The organism is Thermocatellispora tengchongensis (assembly GCF_014202315.1).
GTDB lineage: Bacteria > Actinomycetota > Actinomycetes > Streptosporangiales > Streptosporangiaceae > Thermocatellispora > Thermocatellispora tengchongensis.
Map to the genome: position 1 here is coordinate 88,105 of NZ_JACHGN010000007.1, position 21,040 is coordinate 109,144.

Below are 21,040 nucleotides of genomic sequence, written 5' to 3' on the forward strand. Positions count from 1 at the left end.
GACAACTCCGCCGACATTTCTTCGCCGAATTTCCACCCCGGCATTCGGCGACCGCCGGTTATGGTGGGAAGGAGTCCGCCACCTGGGGAGATCAGGAGCCGATGCAGCCGCTGCCGCCCGGATACAGCGGGATGGACCCAAGTCTGATGGACTCCTTGATCTCCGCGCTGAGCACGAGCGGCGAGGTCATCCGCGCCGAGGTCGAGGCGATCCGCCGCCTGGCCGCGGGCACCGGGATGTCCGGCATCGACCTGCAGGCGATAGGCCGCATCCAGGCGTGGATCGACCGCGAACTGCCCGAGCTCCGGCGGCGCAACCGGCTCGCCAAGGCGGCCGATCTGCTCCCGGCCTGGGCGCCCGGCCTCCCGTCCGGACTCGTGACGATCGACGAGAGCACACTCCTGTCGGCCGGCGAGGCCCGCCGGCAGGGCGAGGCCCTGGCCGCGCGGTTCGACGCGATCCACCCCGGCAACTTGGGCATACCCGGCGGCAAGTACAACAGCGACAAGTTAGCCGCGGTGATCCGCGAGCTGGGCGCCCACGAGCACGACGCCGACTACACCGCGGCGTTCTTCGCCGCGCTGGGCGCCACGAAGTCCCTGGCCATCCCGGCCAAGCTGCGCGCGGGCACGGACGACCCCGGCAAGGCCATCGACACGATCAGCCGCGCCCTGGGCACCGCGGTCCGCGAGGGCGGCCACGTACCCGGCTTCGCCGAGGTCAGGTACGAACTCGCCACCGGCACTCCCCTGTCGTCGGGCCTCCCCCTGCCGGTGGGCCCGTTCGCCGGCCTGCGCCGCACGGCCGGCTCCACGCCGAGCCGCGACGAACTGGAGGCGCCCCCGGTCGAACGGATCGCCGGTGGCGTCGGCACCGAAGCGCTCGGCGAACTGATACGGGCCGGAGACTTCCCCGCCGAGTGGCTCGCCGCCGTCGTCGACCGGCACGCGCTCCACCCCGAGAGCGTGGTCAACGGCGCCGGCCTGGCCGGCTTCCTGGACGCCCTCGCCCACAACCCCGCCGCCGCCCGCCTGGCCCTGTCCAGGTCGGCCGGCCGCGGAGAGAGCCTGCCCGACTTCCTGAGCCGCATGAACCACCGCGTATCGCCCGATCGCAACTCCACCCCGCCCGGCCAGGAGAAGACCAGCCCCGCCGCCGCCTTCGGCCGCATGCTCGCCGGCGCCGCCGGAGCCTACGACGAGAAGGACGGCGCCCACTCCGAGCCGGCCGCCACGCTCGCCTTCCAGTTGATACGAGAGCTGCCCAAGCTCGACATCCACCGGCCGACCCGGGTCCACCTCGCGGAACTCGCGGGCGCGTACGCCACCGAGATCACCGAAGGCGCCAACCTGGGCGACGCCAACCGAACGCAGCCGAGCGCCTTCGGCCCGGTCACATCACTCGTGGCGGGCCTGAAACCGGCGTTCCGGCTCAGCCCGGAGGACACGTACGCGTTCGTCAAGCTCTTCGCCGACGCCCCCGAGAACATCAAGCCCTTCGAGCAGGCGATGGGCGGCCTGGCCGACAGGCTCGCCAAGGCGGCCGCACGAGACTCCGACCCCAAGGCCGCCATGGACAGGCTCGAAGACGCCATGAAGGCGCTCGGCTACGTGGCCGGAATGCAGTTCGCCGCCGAACGATCCGTCCAGAGCAAACTGGACCAGGAAGACGAAGAACGCCGCAAGGCCGCGGCGTTCGTACTCGGCCTCGCCCTCGGCGTCGGCGGAATCCCGGTTCCGTTGGAGGGGCAGGTGCTCTGGCTCGCCCTGAGCACCGTCGCCCCGCAGGTCCACGACGCTGTGACGGAGCCCGATCCCACCCGTATGAAGGCACTGGACGACAAGAGCGACGCGGCGAGCCTGATCAGAACGGACTGGCTCGTCAGGACGCTGATCTCCAGCGGATTCGAGGTCAAGGTGCCACCCACGAGCCCGAGGTTCAGCGATCCCCCGATAGCCAACGAAGACGGCCTGCTCCCGTTCGCACAGATCGCGAAGGACAAGGCAGCGCTGCGAAACTACAACGACTGGCTGATCGCCAACGGATCGGGGGGAGAGGACGACGCCTCCCTCGGGGAGGCGATCATGAAAATGGACACGATCTTCCGCGGCACCAAGGATGCGGCAGAAGAAGGCACATCGCCCTTCAACAACTGAACTCAGACATTTTTACGCGGCAGGCAGACACTCCGTCTCACCCTGAACGGAGATCTCATGCCGACCAGGCGATGACAGGATGATCTTGGTGTGAAGCCGCTTATTGGCAAGATCCATTCTGGTCAGATCGGTTGTGACCGCCTCATACTCGGCCAGGCCATCCAAAGCCCCATTGAGCATGAGGACCAGGGTGTTCGGGTCTCCCGATGTAATACGATCTCTTGCAGTAGCAGCATAAGTGCGCTTATATCTCCCATCGCCACAGGGGATATCCCTGCCCCCAGGATTCGTGATCTTGACGTCGTCGGCGCTAATGATCTCCAGTGCCCGATTGATGTGATTCTTGAGCGTCACTTCCGCCTCGGCCGCAGTGGGAAGATCCGGCTCGTCGTCCCCACATCCGGACAGCACCAATGCCATAACTACGGAAACCGAAATGGCGTATCCCCGCAGACGAGCCATGATTCCCTCCATAGTCCTGGCCATCCTCCACTCGTTCCCATAATGTCCTAGTGATCGGTCCTGCGTACGCGCGAATCTCCGCAAGGGAAACAACCGGATGGATCTGGTCCCGAACCCCCACCACCAGAAGCTCCAGCGGGCGCTGCCCGAGGTCAGGGCGCACGTCGCCCGACTGGAGGAAGCCCTCGACCCGCCGCACAGCCGGTTCACGAGCGGGCGCGTGTGGGTGGGGAAGAGCGCCGACGCCTTCGCGGCCGATCTGACCGGGCACCGGAATCTCCTGCGCAAGCTGGCCCAGTCCATCATCGAGGCGTTCGAGGCGGAGCTTCGCGGCACGCCTTCCCATGTGACCCCGGCCGAGGCGAAGAACCTGTGACCTACTCGTCCGTGGGACGGGAGTGGGTTCTCCATACGGACTGACGCGCTTCCGGCGCAACCGGCGCTGGTCTTGTGGTCCCGGCCGTCCCCGCGACCGTGGGCGGCGCTGCTGGAGCTGTTCGTCACCTCTACCGGCTCTCCGGCTGGGCCAGTTCGAACCAGACGACGCGCCCTTCCGGGGCGGACTGGAGTGGGTAACGCCCCCAATTCCGGGCCAGTCGGGCGACCAGCCGCAGACCCCGCCCCGCCTCCATCAACGTATCGGATTCCTCGTGATTGCCCCAGGTCGCCGAACCGGCGTCGATGACGCATACTCGCAGCGCTTGTCCTGAAAGCGTGACAATCACCGTGATGGCGACGCCCATACGGCGGGACCGTGAGTGCTCGACGCTGTTCGTCACCAATTCCGAGGTGAGCAGGATCGCGTCGTCCAGTCGTGGGTGGCGGGCTCCGACGACGCCGGCCACGAACCTCCTCGCCTGCGCCGGAGCCCTGTCGTCCGGCACGAGTTCCCGCCTTCTCGTCGCGGTCATGCGCGCCGTCCCCGCCTTGTGTAGGCCGGCCATCTGATCACTCCCTCGAACGTCAGCCTCCTTTACTTTGCGCATGGGGGAAGCGGCGCCGCACGCGAGATCGGCGGACATTTCTCGGACAAAGCGCTGCGCCCCGCATGCGGATGTGTGAGATTTTGTATAGGCAGCGGATACGCACTTCCAATAGGCGAGGAAAGAGCATGGCAAGCGGCGACCCACCACCACATGTGGCGAGATTCGGTGATGAATTACGCAGATTTCGGAAAGAGGCTGGATTGTCGCAGGAGCGGTTGGCGGTTCACCTCGACTGCTCGCCCTCGCTGGTCAGTCACATCGAGTGCGGCAAGCGGGTGCCGCAGCGCCACCAGGCCGACGCCGCCGACAGGTTCTTCGGCACGGGGGAGCACTTCGCGAGGCTGTGGCGGAACATCCACGAGGCGGCGTACGGGCCGCACTGGTACGCCAGGTGGGCCGAGGAGATCGAGCCGGGGGCGCGCACCCTGCGCTCATGGGACCCGTTCCTGATTCCCGGTCTGCTGCAGACGGAGGCGTACGCACGCGCGGTCATCGCAGGCGGCCTCGCACCGCCGCACGAGGTTGAGAACCGGGTGCGGGCGCGCATGGCCCGTCAGCACATCCTCGATCGGGATGACCCTCCCGAACTATGGGTTCTAATCGACGAAACTGTCGTAAACCGACCGATCGGTGATGGCGAGGTGATGGCCGCACAACTCGAACACCTCCTCACGGCGGCCGATCGGCCCAACATCACCGTCCAGGTCGTTCCCCGGGAGACCAGAACGACCGTGGGCTTGATGTCGGGTTTCATCATCGCGGAATCGAGCGATGCCCCCACAGCGGTGTCCATAGAGTCAGCCGGTCATGGCGAGGTGTCCGCGGACAAGGATCTTGTGTGCCGCGTCTGGGCAATATATGACAGACTCCGAGCCGAGGCATACCGCGCGGTGGACTCAGCGAAGAAGATCAAGGAAGTGCGGGATCAATGGACAGAGAACCCGGAGACCTGACGCTCGCGAAGTGGAAGAAGAGTTCGCGCTCGGGAGAGAGCGGCGGTAACTGCGTCGAGATCGCGGACAACATTCCCGGCATCATCGCCATGCGAGACAGCAAGAACCCCAACGGCCCCATCCTCCGCTTCACCATCAGCGAATGGCACGCCTTCCTCAACGGCGTCAAAAACGGCGAATTCGACATCGAGCTGCGGGTTTCCTGACGGCGGGGTCAGCGGCAGGCCCCTGGGGGTGGACCTGCTCCTGCGGTTCGCCCGGGGGGCTCGCCGCCGAGCGGTCCCCCCGTCACGAGGCAGGCTGCCGGGGCAGCCCGGGCGTGAGCCGTGTGGCCTCCTGTCCGGCTACGCCATCGATACGACGATCTTGCCGTGGGTGTGCTGGGGAGAGGCCAGGTGGCAGTACGCCTGGACGGCCTCCTCGAAGCGGAATCGGCGGCTGATCGGGTCGGGCAGGGTGCCGCCCAGGGCTCGGGCCGCGAGAGAGGGGAAGGTGCCGGCGGTGACGGTCGGCGGGCCGTCCACCACGGTCACCGAGATGTCGTCGCGGCCGAACGCCGACAGGTCGGGGGTTCCCGGGGTCGTGCTCACCAGCCGGCCGCCTGCGCGGAGCGCGCGGGCGGCCTCGATCAGCGCCTGCCCGCGCAGCGCGGCGTTGACGATCGCATCGACGCCCTCCGGGGGGCGGCGCAGGGTCTCCGCGGTCACGTCGCAGGCGAGGTAGTCGATCGACTCGGTCGCCCTCGCCGAGGCGTCCTGACCGGGAAGGCTCCTCAGCCGAAGATGTGGTCCACTACGCGTCTGGTCGCCTTGCCGTCGTCCTTGGGGGCGAAGGTGGCTCTGAAGGCGTCGTAGCGGTCGGCGTGGGCCGATTTGATGTCGTCGATGGCGCGGATGGCCTCCAGGACCTCGTTGCTCGTCGGCACCACCGGGCCGGGGGCCTGGGCGGGGAGGTCGATGTAGAGGCCGCGCTTGCTGGAGTAGCGGTCCAGGTCGTAGGTGTAGAAGATCATGGGGCGGCCCGTGACCGCGAAGTCGAACATCGCGGCGGAGTAGTCGGTCACCAGGATGTCGGCGACCAGGAGGAGGTCGGCCATGTCCGGATAGGTGGTGACGTCCATGGCGAAGCCGTCTTCGGGGACGATCGGGGTCGCCTGCATGCTGTGGGCGCGGATGAGCAGCACGTGGTCCTTGCCCAGGGCCTTGCGGGCCTGGACCAGGTTCAGCTTGACCTTGCTGTTCTTGCGGTCGTAGTCGCGGTAGGTCGGGGCGTACAGGACGACCTTGGCGCCGTCGCTGATGCCGAGCCTGCGGCGGATCGCCGCCGCCAGGTCGTCGCGCTCGGGGGCGCTGAGCAGGTCGTTGCGCGGGTAGCCCGCCTCCAGCACCTCACCCTGGTAGCCGAAGGCGCGGCGCAGGACCGGGGTGGCCCACTGGCTCTGCGACAGCAGCAGGTCCCAGCCGCGGACCTCGGCCGCCTGGCGGTGCCAGATGGGGGGCTTGGGGTCGCGGGACATGTGCGGCAGGTCGTTGCCGATCTTCTTGGCGGGGGTGCCGTTCCAGGTCTGCACCACGGTCTGGTCCTCGCGGGCGCGGAACCAGGTGGGCAGGAAGGCGTTGGTGATGATGTGCCGGGACCTGGCCAGCGCCTCGTAGTGCTGGCGGCTGCCCGCCCGTACGATCCTCGGGCGGATGTCCGGCCCCAGCCCCAGCTCGGCCGAGCCCGGCGGGACGAACGCGCCGTCCTTGACGATCCAGATGTGCTCGCCCTCGTCGCCGCGGCGCAGGCGCTCCTCGTAGATGGCGCGGACGTTGCCCTCGTAGTGGCGGCCGTCGTTGGCGACGTACACCGTGGCCTCGCGCAGCTCCTGGGAGCGCTGGGCGGGGTAGAAGGAGCGCTGGAGGGAGTACAGGCCGGCGGCGCCCGCCTCGTCGGCGGGGCGGGCCTCCTCCACGACGATGATCGGGACGTCGAAGCGGGTGGCCAGGAACTGGTACTCGCGGCCGTCGCGCGTGTGCACGCCCTCGTCGAGGGTGTCGAGCAGGGCGTGGTCCACCCGGACCGGGACCGTCTCGCCCGCGGGGTGGCGCATGGTGATGGTCCACGTGCCGCTCGCCAGGGGCACGGTGTCGCCGAAGCGGGGCATCGCGCCGGGTGTGAAGCGGCTGGTGAAGTGGTCGCCGTCGCGTTCCATCGGCACCGTGTACGACAGCCCGGTACGGTGCCGCAGCGTCAGCTCGCGGCGGTCGTCGCCGCGCTCGGGGTAGATGCCCGTGAACGTCAGCGAGCCGTCGTCGCCCCAGGTCACCGAGGTGATCGTGGGGCGGATGCGGTGCGCGGAGACCACCACGCGGTCGCGGCGGTCGGCCTGCACCGTGATCTCGCGGTCGGCCACGACCGAGCGGCTCTCCGGCGCGCCGCCGAGCATGACGGTGGCCGCGGGGTCGCCCTTGGGCTCGACCCAGAGCCTGCGCCCGTCCTTCTCCTGGAGCAGCGCGGACGTGGTGAGCCCGATGACGACCTCGGTGCCGCCCTCGACGGGGGTGAAGTCGGCGGCCATGCGGTGGCCGCCGAGGCGGGCGTGGCCCTTGTTGACCGACCTGTCGGGCAGGAAGACCTTCAGCTCCACCCGCTCGCTGTCGTAGTGGACGTCGCGCAGCTCGGCCCGGGTCGGCTGCAGCACGACCTGGAGTGCCCGGTCGGAGGTCCAGACGGGGCGGATCCACCAGCGGCGGCGCACCTCCAGCCCGGCCGGGCGCTCGGTCCTGCCGATCGCGGGGCCGCGCAGCAGGCCGACGGCCCTGGCCCGGCGGCTCCAGATCACGATCTCGGCGCGCCAGGTGGTGGTGTCCTTGACCGTGGGACGGCGGCGCAGCAGCCGCTTGGAGCCGCGTACGAGGGCGCGCAGCCCGGCCCGCCAGCGCAGCGCCGAGGGGCGCAGTTCGGCGGTGAACCCGGACCAGTCGTAGTTGCAGCCCGGCTCGCGGGCGCCGTAGGTGGCCTCGGGCCGGAACACGCGCCGCGTGCGCAGGCGTACCGGCGGCAGGTAGCGCGGGCCGCGCAGCACGACCGTGGCGCGGTTGAACCGGCGGCGGCGTACGGACAGGCCCGCGAGGTAGGCGTGCCCGCTGATGACGAGCTTGCCGTCGCGCCAGGAGATGTCGTCGATCTGCGTGACCGGCACCAGGTCGGCGCGGCGCAGCCGGTACAGTTCCTCGGGCAGCTCGTCGCGGAAGGGCAGGTCGGCGTACCAGCGCCAGCCCTTGCGCACCCGCTTGGACGGCTCGGCCGCGGCCGTGACCACCTTGACCAGGGTGTCGCCCTCGATCAGCTCGGCCTGGTCGCGGGTCTCCACGAGGTGGTACGCCAGCCGCCGCGCGACCGGCAGCTCGCGCTTGACGGCGGGATCGACGGTGGCGAGGTACGGGATGAGGTGGGAGAGCAGTTCACGGCGGCGGGCGGGTCCGCGCTTGACCGCGGTGTCGAAGCGGGTGCCGAGCGGGCCGCTGAGCACCTCGGCGTCGAACTGGCGCCGCTCGTCGGGGGACAGTCCATCCGCCCTGACTATCGCCATGATGTCGTCGAGCGGCTCTCCCCGTTCGCACAGGTCGTGGACCGCGCGCAGGCGGTCGCCGGGCAGGTCGCCGCTCGGGCGCTCCGGGGTGGCGCCGGTGGGCATCTGGAGGGCACCGCCTTTCAGACGGGTCGCCGTCGCTGTCCCTGGCAATGGTAATGCGACTCGCGGGGCGGGAACTCCCGCCTTTCCTGAAGATCTGCTGAGAAGCGCTGATATGTCTGAGTTTCTTGGGACTTATCAGGACGGGTCAGCTCTGGGCGGCGCCGTCCCACCTGGCCGCGCGCATGTCGGCCCGGTCGTTGCGCATGGGCGTGCGCTCCTGCCGCCACAGCCTCAGGACCTCCTGCTCGTGACCCGGCGGCGGGGTGCCGTCGGCGTGCACCACGCGCCACCACGGCACGCCGCCGCCCCACTGCGACATCACCCGGCCCACCTGGCGCGGCCCGCCCTCGCCGAGGTACTCGGCGATGTCGCCGTACGACATGACCATGCCGGACGGGATGCGCTCGACCAGGTCGAGCACCCGCTCGGCGTACGGCGACGGCTCCCCCGGCACGTGTCGGCGCCTCTCACCGGCTCCACTGGGCGGGACCGGCGGCCAGGATCTCCTCCAGCTTGCCGAACTCGTAGCCGGCGCCGCCGTTGACCTGCTCCACGATGCCGTCGCGGATCGCGTACACCTCGCCGTCCTCGCCGACCAGGCGCGCGCCGAGGGTCTGCGACAACACGGCGAGCTGCGCCACCTGCCAGTCGGACGCGGGCTCGCCGTACAGGCGCCCGCGCCAGATCGCGACCGCGTGGGCGGTGTCGCCGTGGCGCGCGACGACCTCGCCCGACTCCTGCGAGCCGCGCAGTTCGAAACCGGCCCGCGCGATCGTGCCGGCGAGCTCGGCGAAAGCGAGTGGCGACTCACGTTCCACCCGCAACTCGTACCCCATGAGGGGGGAGAGTAGCGAAATCGCGCACGCCCCTGTGGCCGTAAAACGTAACAACACGGCGTACGACCTGGAACTGTGCACGAATGTGCTCCAAAATGCGTTCGAATCGACGCCGGGGTGTGATCAGCCGTTACGTTTCTCCGGCGGCCACGTACGGCGGGCGCGGGGACGGCTGAGCGGGTTGCGCAGGGCGGGCGATCCCTCGCGGGGGGCGTAGCGGCCGGGCGGGCGCAGGGGCGAACCGGTGCCCAGCGGCGGCCCCGGGGGCTCGGGCGGCGGTCCGGCCGGCGCGGAGCGCTGCTCGGCCCGCCGGGTGAGCAGCACGACCGCGCCGCCGAAGGCGATCAGGCCGAGCGCGACCGTGCCGGCGTACAGCCACAGCCGCAGCGGGTCGGGGCCGGGCGGCTCGGGGGCCGCGGAGAGCGGACCCCGGCCGAAGTGCTGGTCGCGGGGCACCTCGACGGAGCGCTGCTGCCCGGCCAGGCGGCCGGCCAGCTCCAGCGCGCCCGCGGCGTCCACCACCCCGAAGCCGACCTTGTCGTCGTAGCCGTCCACCGGGGTGCCGCGCGCGCTCTCGGACAGCGCCCGCGCCACCATCTCGGGGGTCATGGCCGGGTAGCGGGCCTTGATCAGCGCGGCCACGCCCGCGACCAGGGCGGCCGACGCGCTGGTGCCCTCGGCGAACTCGTGCCCGCCGCCTGGCAGCGCCACCGGGATGCTGACGCCGGGGGCGGCCACGAGCACCGACAGGTTGTCGCTGCTGAAGGGGGCGGCCTGCCCCTCGGTGTCCACGGCGCCCACCCCGATCACGCCGGAGTAGCCGGCGGGGAAGCTCCAGAACGAGGTGCCGTTGCTGTTCGCGTACGGTGTCTGGCCGTCGTTGCCGACCGCCGCGACCAGCACGACGCCGCGGCCCAGGGCGTAGGAGACGGCCTCGCGCTCGGCCGGGTGGGGGCCGTAGCCGCCCAGCGACATGCTGATGACGCCGGCGCCGTGGTTGGTGGCGTAGCGGATCGCGCGGGCGAGCGGGCTGTCGCGGCCGATGCTGGAGTCGTCGCCGAGCGCGCTGGCCTCGTTGTCCACCGGCTGGTCGTCGATCATCGGCACGGACAGCAGCTTGGCCTCGGGCGCCACGCCGAGGATGCCGTCGTCCTTGCCGGTGCCGCCGATGAGCGAGGCCATCGCGGTGCCGTGTCTGCCCGGGTCGGCGCCCACGTCGTCGTCGAAGGAGGGCAGGCGCATGTCGGGGCCGTGGGTGACCTGCCCGCGCAGCTCGGGGATCTTGTCGTCCACGCCGCTGTCGATCACCGCGACGGTCGCGCCCCGGCCCTTGGTGACCTGCCACGCCTGCTCGGTGTTGAGCGAGTCGAACACCCACTGCTGGCTCTCGCGCACGTGCCCCTTGGGCACCGGGTCGGCCAGCACCAGGTCACCCGGCATGGGCGCGGCAGGCAGCGGCGCGGAGGGCAGCGGGACAGCGGCGGCGGCCGGAGCGGCGGTGACGAGGGTGAGGGCCGCGGTGAGCGCCAGGACGAACGACGGCGTACGGCGGCGGCCGGGCCCGGAAGCGCGGGGCCTCAGCACACGGGCCCCTGGGTGCAGCGCGGCACGGTCGGCGGCTCGCCCAGCGACCTGGCGATGCGGCCCGCGATCGACTGCGCCGTGGGCCACAGCTCACTGTGCAGGATCTCCTCCGGAGGCACGGCCTCGCGGGTGCGGCCGTCGGTGTAGCCGGCGGTGGAGAAGACGATGTACGGCCCGGCGCCCACCCAGCCGTTGCGCTGGCGCTGCGCCGCGCCGAACAGCTCGGTGACGGTGCCGGGGAAGGCCACCGGGCGCACGCCCACCCGGTCGTCCACCGGCAGCTTGGCGGTCGCCTGCAGGCGGGCCTCCTCATCGCGCAGCACGGCCACGCCGACGGTGATGGCGAAGGTGGCGCTCTGGTCAACGTACGTGGCGCGCAGCAGGGTCTGGCAGCCGGCCTCGGCGAGCACCCCCGCGACCGGGGCGTCGGTGCCCGAGCCGCAGGCGACCTCGGGCGCGATGCCGACGCGCCGCGCGTACTGCTGGGTGCGGGCGAGCCCGATGTACTCCAGCTCCTCGGGGAAGACGACGGCCGCCGGCCAGGCGTGCCAGCGCCGCGCGATGTCCTGCCGGACGTACGCCTGCCGCTCGGCCACCGTCAGCGGACGGGACCGGGTCTCGCGGAGCAGGCCGACCGTCCCCATGAGCACGTTGACCGCCGCCACGGCCAGGATCGTGCCCAGCAGGACCAGAAAGATGCGGCGGTTGCGGATTCCGCGCGCGAGCGCGTCGCGCTCGGCGGCGGCGCGTACGTCGGCGGCGCGCACCCTGGCGCTCAGGGTCCACGACGTCGCGGCGCCCTCGCGCCGGCCGGTGGATCGCCCCGGCAGCGGGGCCTGCCCGCGCCGTGTCGTGCGGCCGGCGGCGGGATTGCGCAACGGGAGGCCCGCGCGCCCCGCCGGCTCACGCTCGGCGCCATCGGGCTCGCGACCACGTCTCGCGGCGGGCCAGGCGCGCACCTGGGGCCTGCCTGAGGCCGGACGCCCCGGTGGCTGCTCGGCTCGCCCGCGCTGCGACATAGGTCAATGTTACGTTATTGAGATGTGGTCCCACTGCGGAGGTTCCACACTTTCTGCGAACTTTCCGGCACTTCTCAGGTTCGGGATGGACAGAATTACCTGTCTGAATCGCCCCATATATCCGAATCTGCCGGGTAGGGGTTCCCGGTCCGCCGGTGCCGCGCGCGACGCTCCCGGGGCACGGCCGCTTCCCGCGGGGCGAAGGGATGCGGCGCGAACGGGCTGACGTGCCGCGGCGCGGCGGGCTCCGGACCGTCCGGCGAGCCCGCCCCGGACGGCGCGGCATGTGCGGGCACGTCCCGGTTCATGGAGGGGGCGGCGTGCGGGGGCATGTCCGGGGTCGCGTGCGGAGGCGCTTCCAGGCCCGCGTACGGCGCGGTATGCGGGGACATGTCCAGGGCCCCGTGCGGGGGCGCGTCCAGGACCCCGTGCGGACGCACGTCTAGGGGCGCGTGCGGGGACGCGTCCAGGGCCATGTGCGAGGGCACATCCAGGTCCCCGTGCAGGGGCACGTCCCGGTTCGTGGGCGGTCCGGCGTGCGGGGGCGCGTCCAGGCTCCTGCGCGGGGGCAGGTCCAGCGGCGCGTCCAGGGCCGCGGCGGAGGCGCGGCGGACGCGGGTCGCGATCAGGGCGATCACCACGACGCAGGACAGGGCTCCGACGGTGGCGGCGGCCGAGACGCCGGTGTAGATCGTGATGACGCGCCGGTCGCGGTGGACCACCTGGACGGGGCCGGCGGGGGCGGCGGCGACGGGGCGGGCGGGGTCGGCGGCGGTCTTGCCGCCGGCGCGGAGCGTGTGGCGGGAGATGCGCGCGGCCTCGGCCAGGGCGCCGGCCGCGTTGACCACGCCGAAGCCCATGCCGGTGTCGTAGCCGGCCGACGGGCGCTTGCTGGCGCCGGCGGTGAGGGCCTGGACGACCAGCGGCGGCGACATATCGGGATATTTCGCTTTTATCAGGGCGGCGACCCCCGACACCAGCGCGCTCGCCTGCGACGTGCCCCGGCCGACCCAGTACTCGTCGTTCGGGCCCGCGCCGAGGATGTCCACCCCGGGCGCGGCCACCAGCACCGAGGGGTTGAAGTTGGAGAACGTGGCCCGCCGCAGCCCCCGGTCGGCCGCGCCGACCGAGACCACGCCGGGGAACGCGGCCGGGTAGGAGTACGGCGCGAATCCGTCGGGCCCCGGCTCGCCCGCGCCGTCGTTGCCCGCCGCGGCGACCAGCACCACGCCCTTGCCGATCGCGTAGCGGACCGCCGCCCGCTCCTCCTTGGTGGCCAGCTCCTTTGAGATCGACATGTTGATCACGTCGGCGCCCTGGTCCACGGCGTACCTGATGCCCTCGGCGACCACGTTCTCGTAGCGCTCGGCCGAGTTGAACACCCGGAACCCCGGCTCCTCGTCCTCCAGGATCACCCGCACCGACAGGATGCGGGCCTTCGGGGCCACGCCGATGATGCCGTCGCCGTTGCCGGGGCCATGGCCGTGCCCGGCGATCAGCGAGGCCATGTACGTGCCGTGCAGCCGCCTCGGCTCGACGCCGGGCGGGTTGGCGCCCTCGGTGAAGTCGCGGCCCACGCGCACCGACCCGGCCAGGTCGCGGTGGGTGGGGTCCACGCCGGAGTCGAGCACGGCCACGAGCACGCCCTCGCCCCGGCTCGTCGGCCACGCCTTGGCCACCTGGAGCGTACGCAGGACGGGGAGCTGGCTGGCGCGTACGTCGTCGGCCGCGGCCGGCGGGGCGGCGAGCATCCCGGTCGCGGCGGTCGCGCCGGCCAGCAGCAGGGCCAGCCCGCACCGCACCGCCTTCAGCGCCACCCCGCCCCTCGGCGCCGTCCTTCCCTTCAGCGCCGTCCTTCCCCTCAGCACTGCCACTCCGTGGTGGATGTGCAGTCGGGGACGACCGGGGTCGCCAGCTCGCCGGCCACCTGCTCGGCCATCTCGCCGGCGAAGGCGAACACGGCGGGACGCTGCTCGCCGACCGCGCGTGCCGGGCGTCCGTCCACCTGGCCTGCCGTGGTCAGCACCACGTACGGTCCCGCCTGGCGCACCGTGCCCGCCTGCCGGCCCGCCGAGGTGAACCGGTCGGTCACCGTGCCGGGGAAGGCCAGGGCGCGCAGGCCGGGCGAGGGGCGCTCGCCCTTGGGGAACGCCGCCTTCGCGCGCAGCGCGCTGCTCTCGTCGGGGAACGCGGCGACGCCGAGCGTCACCACCACGCCCTGGAGCGCGTCGAGGTAGGTCGCGCGCAGGATGCCCCGGCACCCCGCGGCGCGCATGGCGGGGCGCAAGGCGGCGTCCACCGCGCCGTCACAGCGGGAGTCGCGGCCGATGCCCACCCGCCTGGCCCGCTCCTCCCCGCCCTGCTCGGCGGAGTAGGTCAGCGTCTCGGGGAAGATCCGGCCGGTCGGCCAGGTCTGCCAGCGGCGGGCCACCTCCTCGCGGGCGGCGCGCTCCAGCTCGGCGGCGCTCGGGCCCCGGGTCAGCTCGGCCACGGCCTCGCTCGCCGCGATCCCGGCCACGGCCGCGCAGGTGAGGGTGAGCGCGGCGGCGATGACCAGCGCGGGCCACGCCCGCGGGCGCGGCCCGGGACGCCCCCGGCCCGCCTCCCAGTCGGCATGCTCACTCACATGGCCTCCTCCGCCCGGCCACGCTCGCAGGCTGCGTTGCCATCGGCGTGCTCACTTCCTCGACCTTAATGTGAGCAGGCGTACGGCATCCGCCGTTCCGTCCTGAATCTTGCCGATGTCATGGGACGGAACGGCGGATCTTCACCGAGTGACGGTCAGTTACCGATCAGTACGTGGGAAGGCTGGGATCGACGGTCTTGATCCAGCTCAGCACGCCGCCGCCCACGTGCACCGCGTCGGAGAACCCGGCGTTCTTCACCACGGCCAGGGCCTCGGCGCTGCGGGCGCCGGACTTGCAGTGCAGCACGATCCTCTTGTCCTGCGGCAGCTTCTCCAGCGCCGAGCCGTTGAGGAACTCGCCCTTGGGGATGAGCGTGGCGCCCGGGATGGACACGATCTCGTACTCGTTGGGCTCGCGCACGTCGACCAGGAAGATGTTCTCGCCCCGGTCCTGCATCGCCTTCAGCTCGGCGGCGGTGATGGTGGAGCCGGTCGCCGCCTGCTGCGCCTCCTCCGAGATCGTGCCGCAGAACGCCTCGTAGTCGTCCAGCAGCGCGGTCACCGTGGGGTTCTTGCCGCACAGCACGCACTCGGGGTCCTTGCGCACCTTGACCGAGCGGTACTGCATCTCCAGGGCGTCGTAGATCATCAGCCGGCCGACCAGCGGCTCGCCGATCCCCGTGATGACCTTGATCGCCTCGTTGACCTGGATGGAGCCGATCGAGGCGCACAGCACGCCCAGCACGCCGCCCTCGGCGCAGGAGGGCACCATGCCCGGCGGCGGCGGCTCGGGGTACAGGCAGCGGTAGCAGGGGCCGTGCTCGGCCCAGAAGACGCTCGCCTGACCGTCGAACCGGTAGATCGAGCCCCACACGTACGGCTTGCCGAGCAGCACCGCCGCGTCGTTGACCATGTAACGCGTGGCGAAGTTGTCGGTGCCGTCGACGATCAGGTCGTAGCCCGAGAAGATCTCCATCACGTTGTCGGTGCTCAGCGCCACGTTGTGCACGATCACCTCGACGAGCGGGTTGATCTCCTTGACGGTCGCCGCGGCGCTCTCGGCCTTGGACCGGCCGACGTCGGACTGACCGTGGATGATCTGGCGCTGCAGGTTGGACTCGTCCACGACATCGAAGTCGATGATGCCGAGGGTGCCCACGCCCGCCGCCGCGAGGTACATCAGCGCGGGCGAGCCCAGGCCGCCCGCGCCCACACACAGCACCTTGGCGTTCTTCAGCCGCTTCTGCCCGGCCATCCCGACATCGGGGATGATCAGATGTCGCGAGTAGCGGCGCACCTCATCGACGGTCAGCTCGGCTGCCGGCTCTACCAGCGGTGGCAAGGACACAGTTCTACGCTCCCGTTTTCAGGGGGTCTACGTGTCCCTCAACCTAACCGGACAGCCGGGCATTCCCAAGGACGCTCCCCCCAGTGCGCGGCCCGTCGTACGCCCCCGACTCCGCGATCAGGCGGCGGGCCTCCCGGGCGACCAGGTCGGGGTACTCCATCATCGCCACGTGCCCCGCCGAGGGCAGCAGCACCAGCTTGACCTGGGGGAAGACGCGTCCGGCCCGGTTGGCCATGCGGCAGTCCACCAGGCGGTCGCGGCGGCCGTGGATGACCAGGGTGGGGGCGCTCACCTTGGCGGCCTGCCGCCACAGGTTGTTCTCGCCCCTGCGGAAGTACTCGGTGACGATGCCGCGGGCCGAGCAGACGACCGCGGCGGCGGCGTACGGGAGGCCGTCGCGGCGGCGCAGCTCCTCCACCGCCTCCCTGAGCCGGGCCGGGTGGACCCGGCCGGTGTCGGCGTAGCACATGGCGAGCGTGGCCGCGATCCGGCGCTCGGCCGGGATGACGCTCAGCCGGCCGAACGCCCACTCGCCCACGCGCGGCAGCGCCGACAGCGCCACGCGCGCCGGGCCGTAGCGGGGCAGCAGGTCGGGCAGCGCGGGCGAGATCAGCGTCAGCGAGCGGACCAGCTCGGGCCGGGTGGCCGCGACCCGCACCGACACCGCGCCGCCCAGGGAGTTGCCGAACAGGTGCACCGGCGCCCCGCCGGCCACCTTCTCGATCAGCGAGGCGACGGTACGCGCGTGGGCGTCCACCGAGTAGTCGCGGTCGGGCGGCGCCGGCGAGTACCCGGCGCCCGGCAGATCCAGGGCGTGGCCGCGCACGACGTCCTTGAGCCTGTCCATGAGGTCGGTCCAGTTCGTCGCGGAGCCGGCCAGGCCGTGCACGAACACCGCGGTCTCACGCCCGGAGGCGTCCTCGGGGGTGGAGCGCACGTGCACCTGGCGCTCGCCCAGGTCGATCAGCTCTCCGGGCCAGTGGGGAATCGGCTCGTCCACCACGCGTCCTCTCCTTCCTGCCGGTGCCGGACGCTCCCGTGGCGGCCCGCTACCCGAAACCGCCGCGCGAGCACGTACGCGCGCCTGTGGCCCGCCTCGGCGCACGCCCGCGACCCGCCCGGCGCCGGGCCGCACACGCTCCGCGCCCCGAGGGCGGTCACACCGACGCCCCGAGGCCGCACACGCCCGCGGCCCAGGGCACTGGACCGCACCCGCGGTCCAGGGCCCAGGCCCTGGGGCGCCTGCGGCCCGGGGCCGCGCGCACCCGCGGCCGATGGTCCGCATGCGCCCGCGACCTGGGAGGTACGCGCTCGTGGCCTGGGGTTCAGCCACGCGCCCGGCCGTGTTCGCCTGCCCTTCCCTTGACGATAACCCCACTCCCAGGCAGCCCTGCCCGCTCCTCCCGGCATCCTCCCCGCGCCACCGCGCCACCGCGCCACCGCGCCCCCGCGCCTCCCCCGCGCCCCCTTGGCCCCCCGCGCCTCCCGGCCACCGCGTCACCACGCCACCACGCCACCGCGCCCCCTTGGCCCCCCGCGCCTCCTCGCCACCGCGTCACCACGCCCCCGCGCCACCGCGCCACCTTCGCCCCCCGCGCCTCCCCGTCACCACGTCACCGGGCCCCCGCGCCACCGCGCCACCTTCGCCCCCCGTGCCTCCCCCGCGCGACCGCGCCACCGCCCCCCCCGCCTCCCCGCGCCCTCCCCCGGTCCCTTCGGCCTCCCCCCGTCCCCTCGGCGTCCCCCTGCCTCCTCCCCCGTCCCCTCGGCGTACTTCCCGCCTCCTCCCCCGTCCCCTCGGCGTTCTCCCCACGCCGCCCGACCCTTCGCCATGCGCCCTGAGAATTCGGACATAAGCGACACAATATGGCAAATAGCGCAATACGCGTTTAATAAGCACCATAGAGAGATTATCAATGGGCAAAACCGGGCGATTGCCGTTTGTGGCCCAGCAGCCTCGGAAATAGTCACAACCAGGATGAGCCTATCTGGCGTAATCCACGGCTATAGCCGATTAATCGGTACTGGCCGTAAATGGGCCACCGATGCCTTTCAAGGGGGATACGTAATGCCCAAGATCAAGAAGTTCGCTGCAGCCCTTGCCCTCAGCACCGCGTTCGCGGGCGGCGCCATCGGTCTGGGGGCCGCCACCACCGCGACCACCGCGAACGCGGCAGTCGCGCCGGTCGTCCTCGGCGGGCACGGGCACGGCTGGGACCGCGGCCACTCGCACCACTGCCACCACGGCCGCTGCTTCCACCGTCTGCACATCCACATCCGCAAGACGGAGTGGACGCGTCACTGGGACCGCGGCCACCACCACTGCCACCACCGCCACTGCCACAACGGCCACGGCCACTGGTGACAGACGCCTGGGTGAGCTCCGGCGAATAGTCCACGGACGGCAGTAGTCCTGCGGACGCGGTAAACAAAGCGAGGGCTCCGGCGGCCAACCCCGCCGGAACCCTCGCTCCGCCATGTGTGTTTCCCCGCCGGAATCCCGCCACACATAAGTGACCGGGATTCCGGCGGTTTTTTTGGCTTTCAGGCGGTTTTGCGAGTCTTGCGCTTCGCGGCCGGCTTCTCCTGCTTCTCCGCCTTCTCCGGCTTCTCCGCCTGCTTGCGCGGCTTGGCGGCCTCGCGCTGTTTCTTCGCCGCATCGACGCTGGCGCGCAGCGCGGCCATGAGGTCGCCCGCGGGCCTGGCCTCGGGGACCGCCTCGGGGGCGATGACCTCCTTGCCCGCGACCTTGGCCTCGATGACCTGCTGCAGGGCCTCGCGGTAGGAGTCGTGGTACTCGGAGGGATCGAAATCGGAGGCCATCGTCTGGATCAGCGACTCGGCCATCTGCAACTCCTGCGCCCGCACGTCGATGTCCTCGTCCAGGAACGCGAAGTCGGGCACCCGGATCTCGTCGGGCCACAACATCGTCTCCAGCACGAACACCCCGTCGCGTACGCGCAGAGTGGCCAGCGACTCCCGCTGGCGCAGCGCCACCTTCACCACCGCCACCTGGCCGGAGCGTTCGAGCGCGTCGCGCAGCAGCACGTACGGCTTCTCACCCTGGGCGTCGGGCTCCAGGTAGTAGGACTTGGCGAAGTAGATCGGGTCGATCTGCTCGGCCGGGCTGAACTGGAGCACGTCGATGCGGCGCGAGCTGGACAGCGGCAGGTCCTCGAAGTCCTCGTCCGTGAGCACCACGATCTCGCCGGTCGCGAGCTCGTAGCCCTTGGCGATGTCGGAGTACGGGACCTCCTCGCCGTCCTTGGTGCACACGCGCTTGTAGCGGATGCGCCCGCCGTCCTCGCGGTGGACCTGGTGGAAGGTCACGTCCTTCTGCTCGGTGGCCGAGTACAGCTTGACCGGGATCGTGACGAGCCCGAACGAGATAGCGCCCTTCCAGATGCTGCGCATGGGCAACTCCCTGCCATGGAGGTATCCATCACATTTTCGGACTTGTGTTCGAATCGCGCCACACCCGGATCGAACCCCTTACCATCTGGGCACATACCCGTCATGGGGGATCCAATGCCATATCCAGTGGAACCGATGCTCGCCGTCCCCGGCGAACTCCCCCGCGACGGATCCCACTACGCCCTGGAGATCAAGTGGGACGGGATCAGGGCCATCGCGTACGTGGACGCCGACGCCACGCTGCGCCTGACCGGCCGCAAGGGCGCCGACTACACCCAGCGCTACCCCGAGGTGGCCGAGCTGGTGCCCCGCCTGGCCGGCCACCGGGTCGTCCTGGACGGCGAGATCGTCGCCTTCGACCCCGCGGGCCGGCCCAGCTTCGCCCGTCTCCAGAGGCGCATGCACGTCACCGACCCCGGCTCCACCCTCCTGTTCTCCCTGATCCCGATCGCCTACCTGCCGTTCGACCTGCTCTACCTGGACGGGTACGCGCTGTTCGACCTCCCGTACGCCGACCGCAGGACCCTGTTGGAAAGCCTCGACCTGGACGTCCCGCAGCGCTTCCCCGGCGACACCGTCGAACTGCTGGAGGTCACCCGCGGGCAGGGGCTCGAAGGCGTGGTCGCCAAGAGGCTGGACGCGCCGTACCGGCAGGGACGACGATCGGAGTGGTGGATCAAGGTGAAGAACCTGGACACGCGTGAGGTCGTGATCGGCGGCTGGCGGTCCGGCAAGGGGCGCCGGTCCGGCGGCGTCGGCTCGCTGCTGATGGGCGCCTTCGGCCCGCGCGGGCTGGCCTACCTCGGCCACGTCGGCACCGGTTTCACCGAGACCGTCCTGGACGACCTGTACGCCCTGCTGGTGCCGCTGGAGATCGGCGACAGCGCGTTCGCCGAGCCGCTGCCGCCGGAGATGACCCGCGACTCCCGCTGGGTTCGACCGGAACTCGTGGGGGAAGTCGCATTCACGACGTACACCCAGGAACGGCGGCTGCGCAACGCCGTGTGGCGGGGGCTGCGCCCCGACAAGGTCCCCGCCGAGATCACCCTGTAGCGCGCGAGGCGGGAGGTGACGGCCGATGGCGGAGACGCGCGTGCCGGTCACGGTGGACGGGCGGCGGCTGTCCCTCAGCAACCTCGACAAGGTGCTCTACCCACAGGACGGCTTCACCAAGGCCGAGGTCCTGGACTACTACTCGCGGATCGCCCCGGTCCTGCTCCCCCACCTGCGCGGCCGGCCGCTGACCGTCAAGCGCTACCCCAACGGCGTGGAGGGCGGCTTCTTCTTCGAGAAGAACGCCCCGGCGCACCGTCCGTCGTGGGTCCGCACCGCGAAGCTGCCCACGCCCGGCAGCAGCAAGGACCGCGAGATCACCGAGTTCGCCATCGTGGAGGACCTGGCCTCGCTGGTCTTCTTCGCCAACCTGGCCGCCCTTGAGCTGCACGTGCCCATGTGGCGGGTGGACGACCGGGGCCGCGCGCTCGAACCCGACACGCTGGTGTTCGACCTCGATCCGGGGCCGCCGGCGACGATCGTGGAGTGCTGCCGGGTGGCGCGGGTGCTGCGCGAACTACTCGCCGCCGACGGGCTCACGGCGTACCCGAAGACCAGCGGGAGCAAGGGCATGCAGCTCTACGCGCCCTGGGACCGCGGCCCCGACCCGTCCGGGTACGCCAAGCAGATCGCGCGGCACCTCGCCGCCGAGATGCCGGACCAGGTCGTCAGCGTCATGACCAAGAAGGTGCGCCAGGGCAAGGTCCTGATCGACTGGAGCCAGAACAACCCGGCCAAGACCACCGTCGCGCCGTATTCGCTGCGCGCCCGCGCGACACCGACCGTGTCTACCCCGCTGACCTGGGCAGAACTGGAAGACTGTGAGCACGCGGACGAGCTGGTGTTCACCTCGGCCGACGTGTTGGCGCGCGTCGAGGAGCACGGAGACCTGTTCGGTCCCGTAGCGTCGTGACGGCGGGACCG

General features: G+C 71.3%; 20 protein-coding genes. 7 read left to right on the forward strand and 13 right to left on the reverse strand.

Going from position 1 to position 21,040, the window contains the following annotated elements; translation table 11 throughout:
• Nucleotides 1–146 precede the first annotated feature (146 nt).
• Nucleotides 147–2,156, forward strand: coding sequence for a DUF6571 family protein (locus HNP84_RS17600; protein ID WP_185050827.1), 2,010 nt, complete (start codon nucleotides 147–149; stop codon nucleotides 2,154–2,156).
• 12 nt (nucleotides 2,157–2,168) lie between these two features.
• On the opposite strand, the gene HNP84_RS17605 is transcribed toward HNP84_RS17600, so the two are convergent.
• Entirely contained in the window at nucleotides 2,169–2,618 is a 450-nt protein-coding gene (locus HNP84_RS17605) for a hypothetical protein (RefSeq protein ID WP_185050828.1), read from the reverse strand.
• Between the two features lie 97 nt (nucleotides 2,619–2,715).
• On the opposite strand from HNP84_RS17605, the gene HNP84_RS17610 reads away from it, so the two are divergent.
• Nucleotides 2,716–2,994 (forward strand): hypothetical protein, encoded by a 279-nt coding sequence (locus HNP84_RS17610; RefSeq protein WP_185050829.1) that lies wholly within the window; start codon nucleotides 2,716–2,718, stop codon nucleotides 2,992–2,994.
• 130 nt (nucleotides 2,995–3,124) lie between these two features.
• Here the strand turns inward: HNP84_RS17610 and HNP84_RS17615 are convergent, their stop codons facing one another.
• Nucleotides 3,125–3,640, reverse strand: coding sequence for an ATP-binding protein (locus HNP84_RS17615; RefSeq protein WP_345600041.1), 516 nt, complete (start codon nucleotides 3,638–3,640; stop codon nucleotides 3,125–3,127).
• 89 nt (nucleotides 3,641–3,729) lie between these two features.
• Here HNP84_RS17615 and HNP84_RS17620 point away from each other — a divergent pair, with 89 nt between their 5' ends.
• Both HNP84_RS17620 and HNP84_RS17625 read left to right on the forward strand, forming a co-directional pair.
• Complete coding sequence (locus HNP84_RS17620; RefSeq protein ID WP_185050831.1) at nucleotides 3,730–4,557, forward strand: helix-turn-helix domain-containing protein; 828 nt, start codon at nucleotides 3,730–3,732, stop codon at nucleotides 4,555–4,557.
• Nucleotides 4,533–4,763: a DUF397 domain-containing protein gene (locus HNP84_RS17625; RefSeq protein ID WP_185050832.1), complete on the forward strand. Its 231-nt coding sequence runs from the start codon at nucleotides 4,533–4,535 to the stop codon at nucleotides 4,761–4,763. The genes HNP84_RS17620 and HNP84_RS17625 overlap by 25 nt, the downstream gene beginning before the upstream one ends.
• Nucleotides 4,764–4,901: 138 nt before the next feature.
• Here the strand turns inward: HNP84_RS17625 and HNP84_RS17630 are convergent, their stop codons facing one another.
• From HNP84_RS17630 to HNP84_RS17675, 10 genes are all read right to left on the reverse strand, one after another.
• Nucleotides 4,902–5,429 carry a zinc-binding dehydrogenase gene (locus HNP84_RS17630; protein WP_312925215.1) on the reverse strand — a complete coding sequence of 176 codons (528 nt, stop codon included), beginning with the start codon at nucleotides 5,427–5,429 and terminating at the stop codon, nucleotides 4,902–4,904.
• Nucleotides 5,330–8,236, reverse strand: coding sequence for a CDP-glycerol glycerophosphotransferase family protein (locus tag HNP84_RS17635; protein ID WP_246518304.1), 2,907 nt, complete (start codon nucleotides 8,234–8,236; stop codon nucleotides 5,330–5,332). The genes HNP84_RS17630 and HNP84_RS17635 overlap by 100 nt, the downstream gene beginning before the upstream one ends.
• Before the next feature lie 145 nt (nucleotides 8,237–8,381).
• Nucleotides 8,382–8,690, reverse strand: a complete 309-nt coding sequence (locus HNP84_RS17640) for an MGMT family protein (protein ID WP_185050834.1) — start codon at nucleotides 8,688–8,690, stop codon at nucleotides 8,382–8,384.
• A 13-nt stretch (nucleotides 8,691–8,703) separates the two neighbouring features.
• Nucleotides 8,704–9,072 carry a hypothetical protein gene (locus HNP84_RS17645; protein ID WP_185050835.1) on the reverse strand — a complete coding sequence of 123 codons (369 nt, stop codon included), beginning with the start codon at nucleotides 9,070–9,072 and terminating at the stop codon, nucleotides 8,704–8,706.
• A 123-nt stretch (nucleotides 9,073–9,195) separates the two neighbouring features.
• Nucleotides 9,196–10,656: a S8 family serine peptidase gene (locus HNP84_RS17650; RefSeq protein WP_312925086.1), complete on the reverse strand. Its 1,461-nt coding sequence runs from the start codon at nucleotides 10,654–10,656 to the stop codon at nucleotides 9,196–9,198.
• The gene (locus tag HNP84_RS17655) at nucleotides 10,650–11,534 is read right to left on the reverse strand and encodes a hypothetical protein (protein ID WP_185050836.1); all 885 of its coding nucleotides are present in this window, start codon (nucleotides 11,532–11,534) and stop codon (nucleotides 10,650–10,652) included. Before HNP84_RS17655 ends, HNP84_RS17650 begins: the two co-directional genes overlap by 7 nt.
• 236 nt (nucleotides 11,535–11,770) lie before the next feature.
• Nucleotides 11,771–13,492, reverse strand: a complete 1,722-nt coding sequence (locus tag HNP84_RS17660; protein WP_312925088.1) for a S8 family serine peptidase — start codon at nucleotides 13,490–13,492, stop codon at nucleotides 11,771–11,773.
• A 44-nt stretch (nucleotides 13,493–13,536) separates the two neighbouring features.
• Complete coding sequence (locus HNP84_RS17665) at nucleotides 13,537–14,301, reverse strand: hypothetical protein (protein ID WP_312925089.1); 765 nt, start codon at nucleotides 14,299–14,301, stop codon at nucleotides 13,537–13,539.
• Between the two features lie 166 nt (nucleotides 14,302–14,467).
• The gene (gene moeZ / locus HNP84_RS17670; RefSeq protein ID WP_185050837.1) at nucleotides 14,468–15,649 is read right to left on the reverse strand and encodes an adenylyltransferase/sulfurtransferase MoeZ; all 1,182 of its coding nucleotides are present in this window, start codon (nucleotides 15,647–15,649) and stop codon (nucleotides 14,468–14,470) included.
• A gap of 43 nt (nucleotides 15,650–15,692) precedes the next feature.
• Nucleotides 15,693–16,649 (reverse strand): alpha/beta fold hydrolase, encoded by a 957-nt coding sequence (locus HNP84_RS17675; RefSeq protein ID WP_312925091.1) that lies wholly within the window; start codon nucleotides 16,647–16,649, stop codon nucleotides 15,693–15,695.
• Nucleotides 16,650–17,717: 1,068 nt separating this feature from the next.
• On the opposite strand from HNP84_RS17675, the gene HNP84_RS17680 reads away from it, so the two are divergent.
• Nucleotides 17,718–18,014: a hypothetical protein gene (locus HNP84_RS17680; RefSeq protein ID WP_185050839.1), complete on the forward strand. Its 297-nt coding sequence runs from the start codon at nucleotides 17,718–17,720 to the stop codon at nucleotides 18,012–18,014.
• 179 nt (nucleotides 18,015–18,193) lie between these two features.
• Here the strand turns inward: HNP84_RS17680 and ku are convergent, their stop codons facing one another.
• Nucleotides 18,194–19,063, reverse strand: a complete 870-nt coding sequence (gene ku / locus HNP84_RS17685; RefSeq protein WP_185050840.1) for a non-homologous end joining protein Ku — start codon at nucleotides 19,061–19,063, stop codon at nucleotides 18,194–18,196.
• 114 nt (nucleotides 19,064–19,177) lie between these two features.
• On the opposite strand from ku, the gene ligD (HNP84_RS17690) reads away from it, so the two are divergent.
• Complete coding sequence (gene ligD / locus HNP84_RS17690) at nucleotides 19,178–20,116, forward strand: non-homologous end-joining DNA ligase (RefSeq protein WP_246518305.1); 939 nt, start codon at nucleotides 19,178–19,180, stop codon at nucleotides 20,114–20,116.
• Between the two features lie 25 nt (nucleotides 20,117–20,141).
• Nucleotides 20,142–21,029: a non-homologous end-joining DNA ligase gene (gene ligD, locus HNP84_RS17695; RefSeq protein WP_185050841.1), complete on the forward strand. Its 888-nt coding sequence runs from the start codon at nucleotides 20,142–20,144 to the stop codon at nucleotides 21,027–21,029.
• Nucleotides 21,030–21,040: the final 11 nt, after the last annotated feature.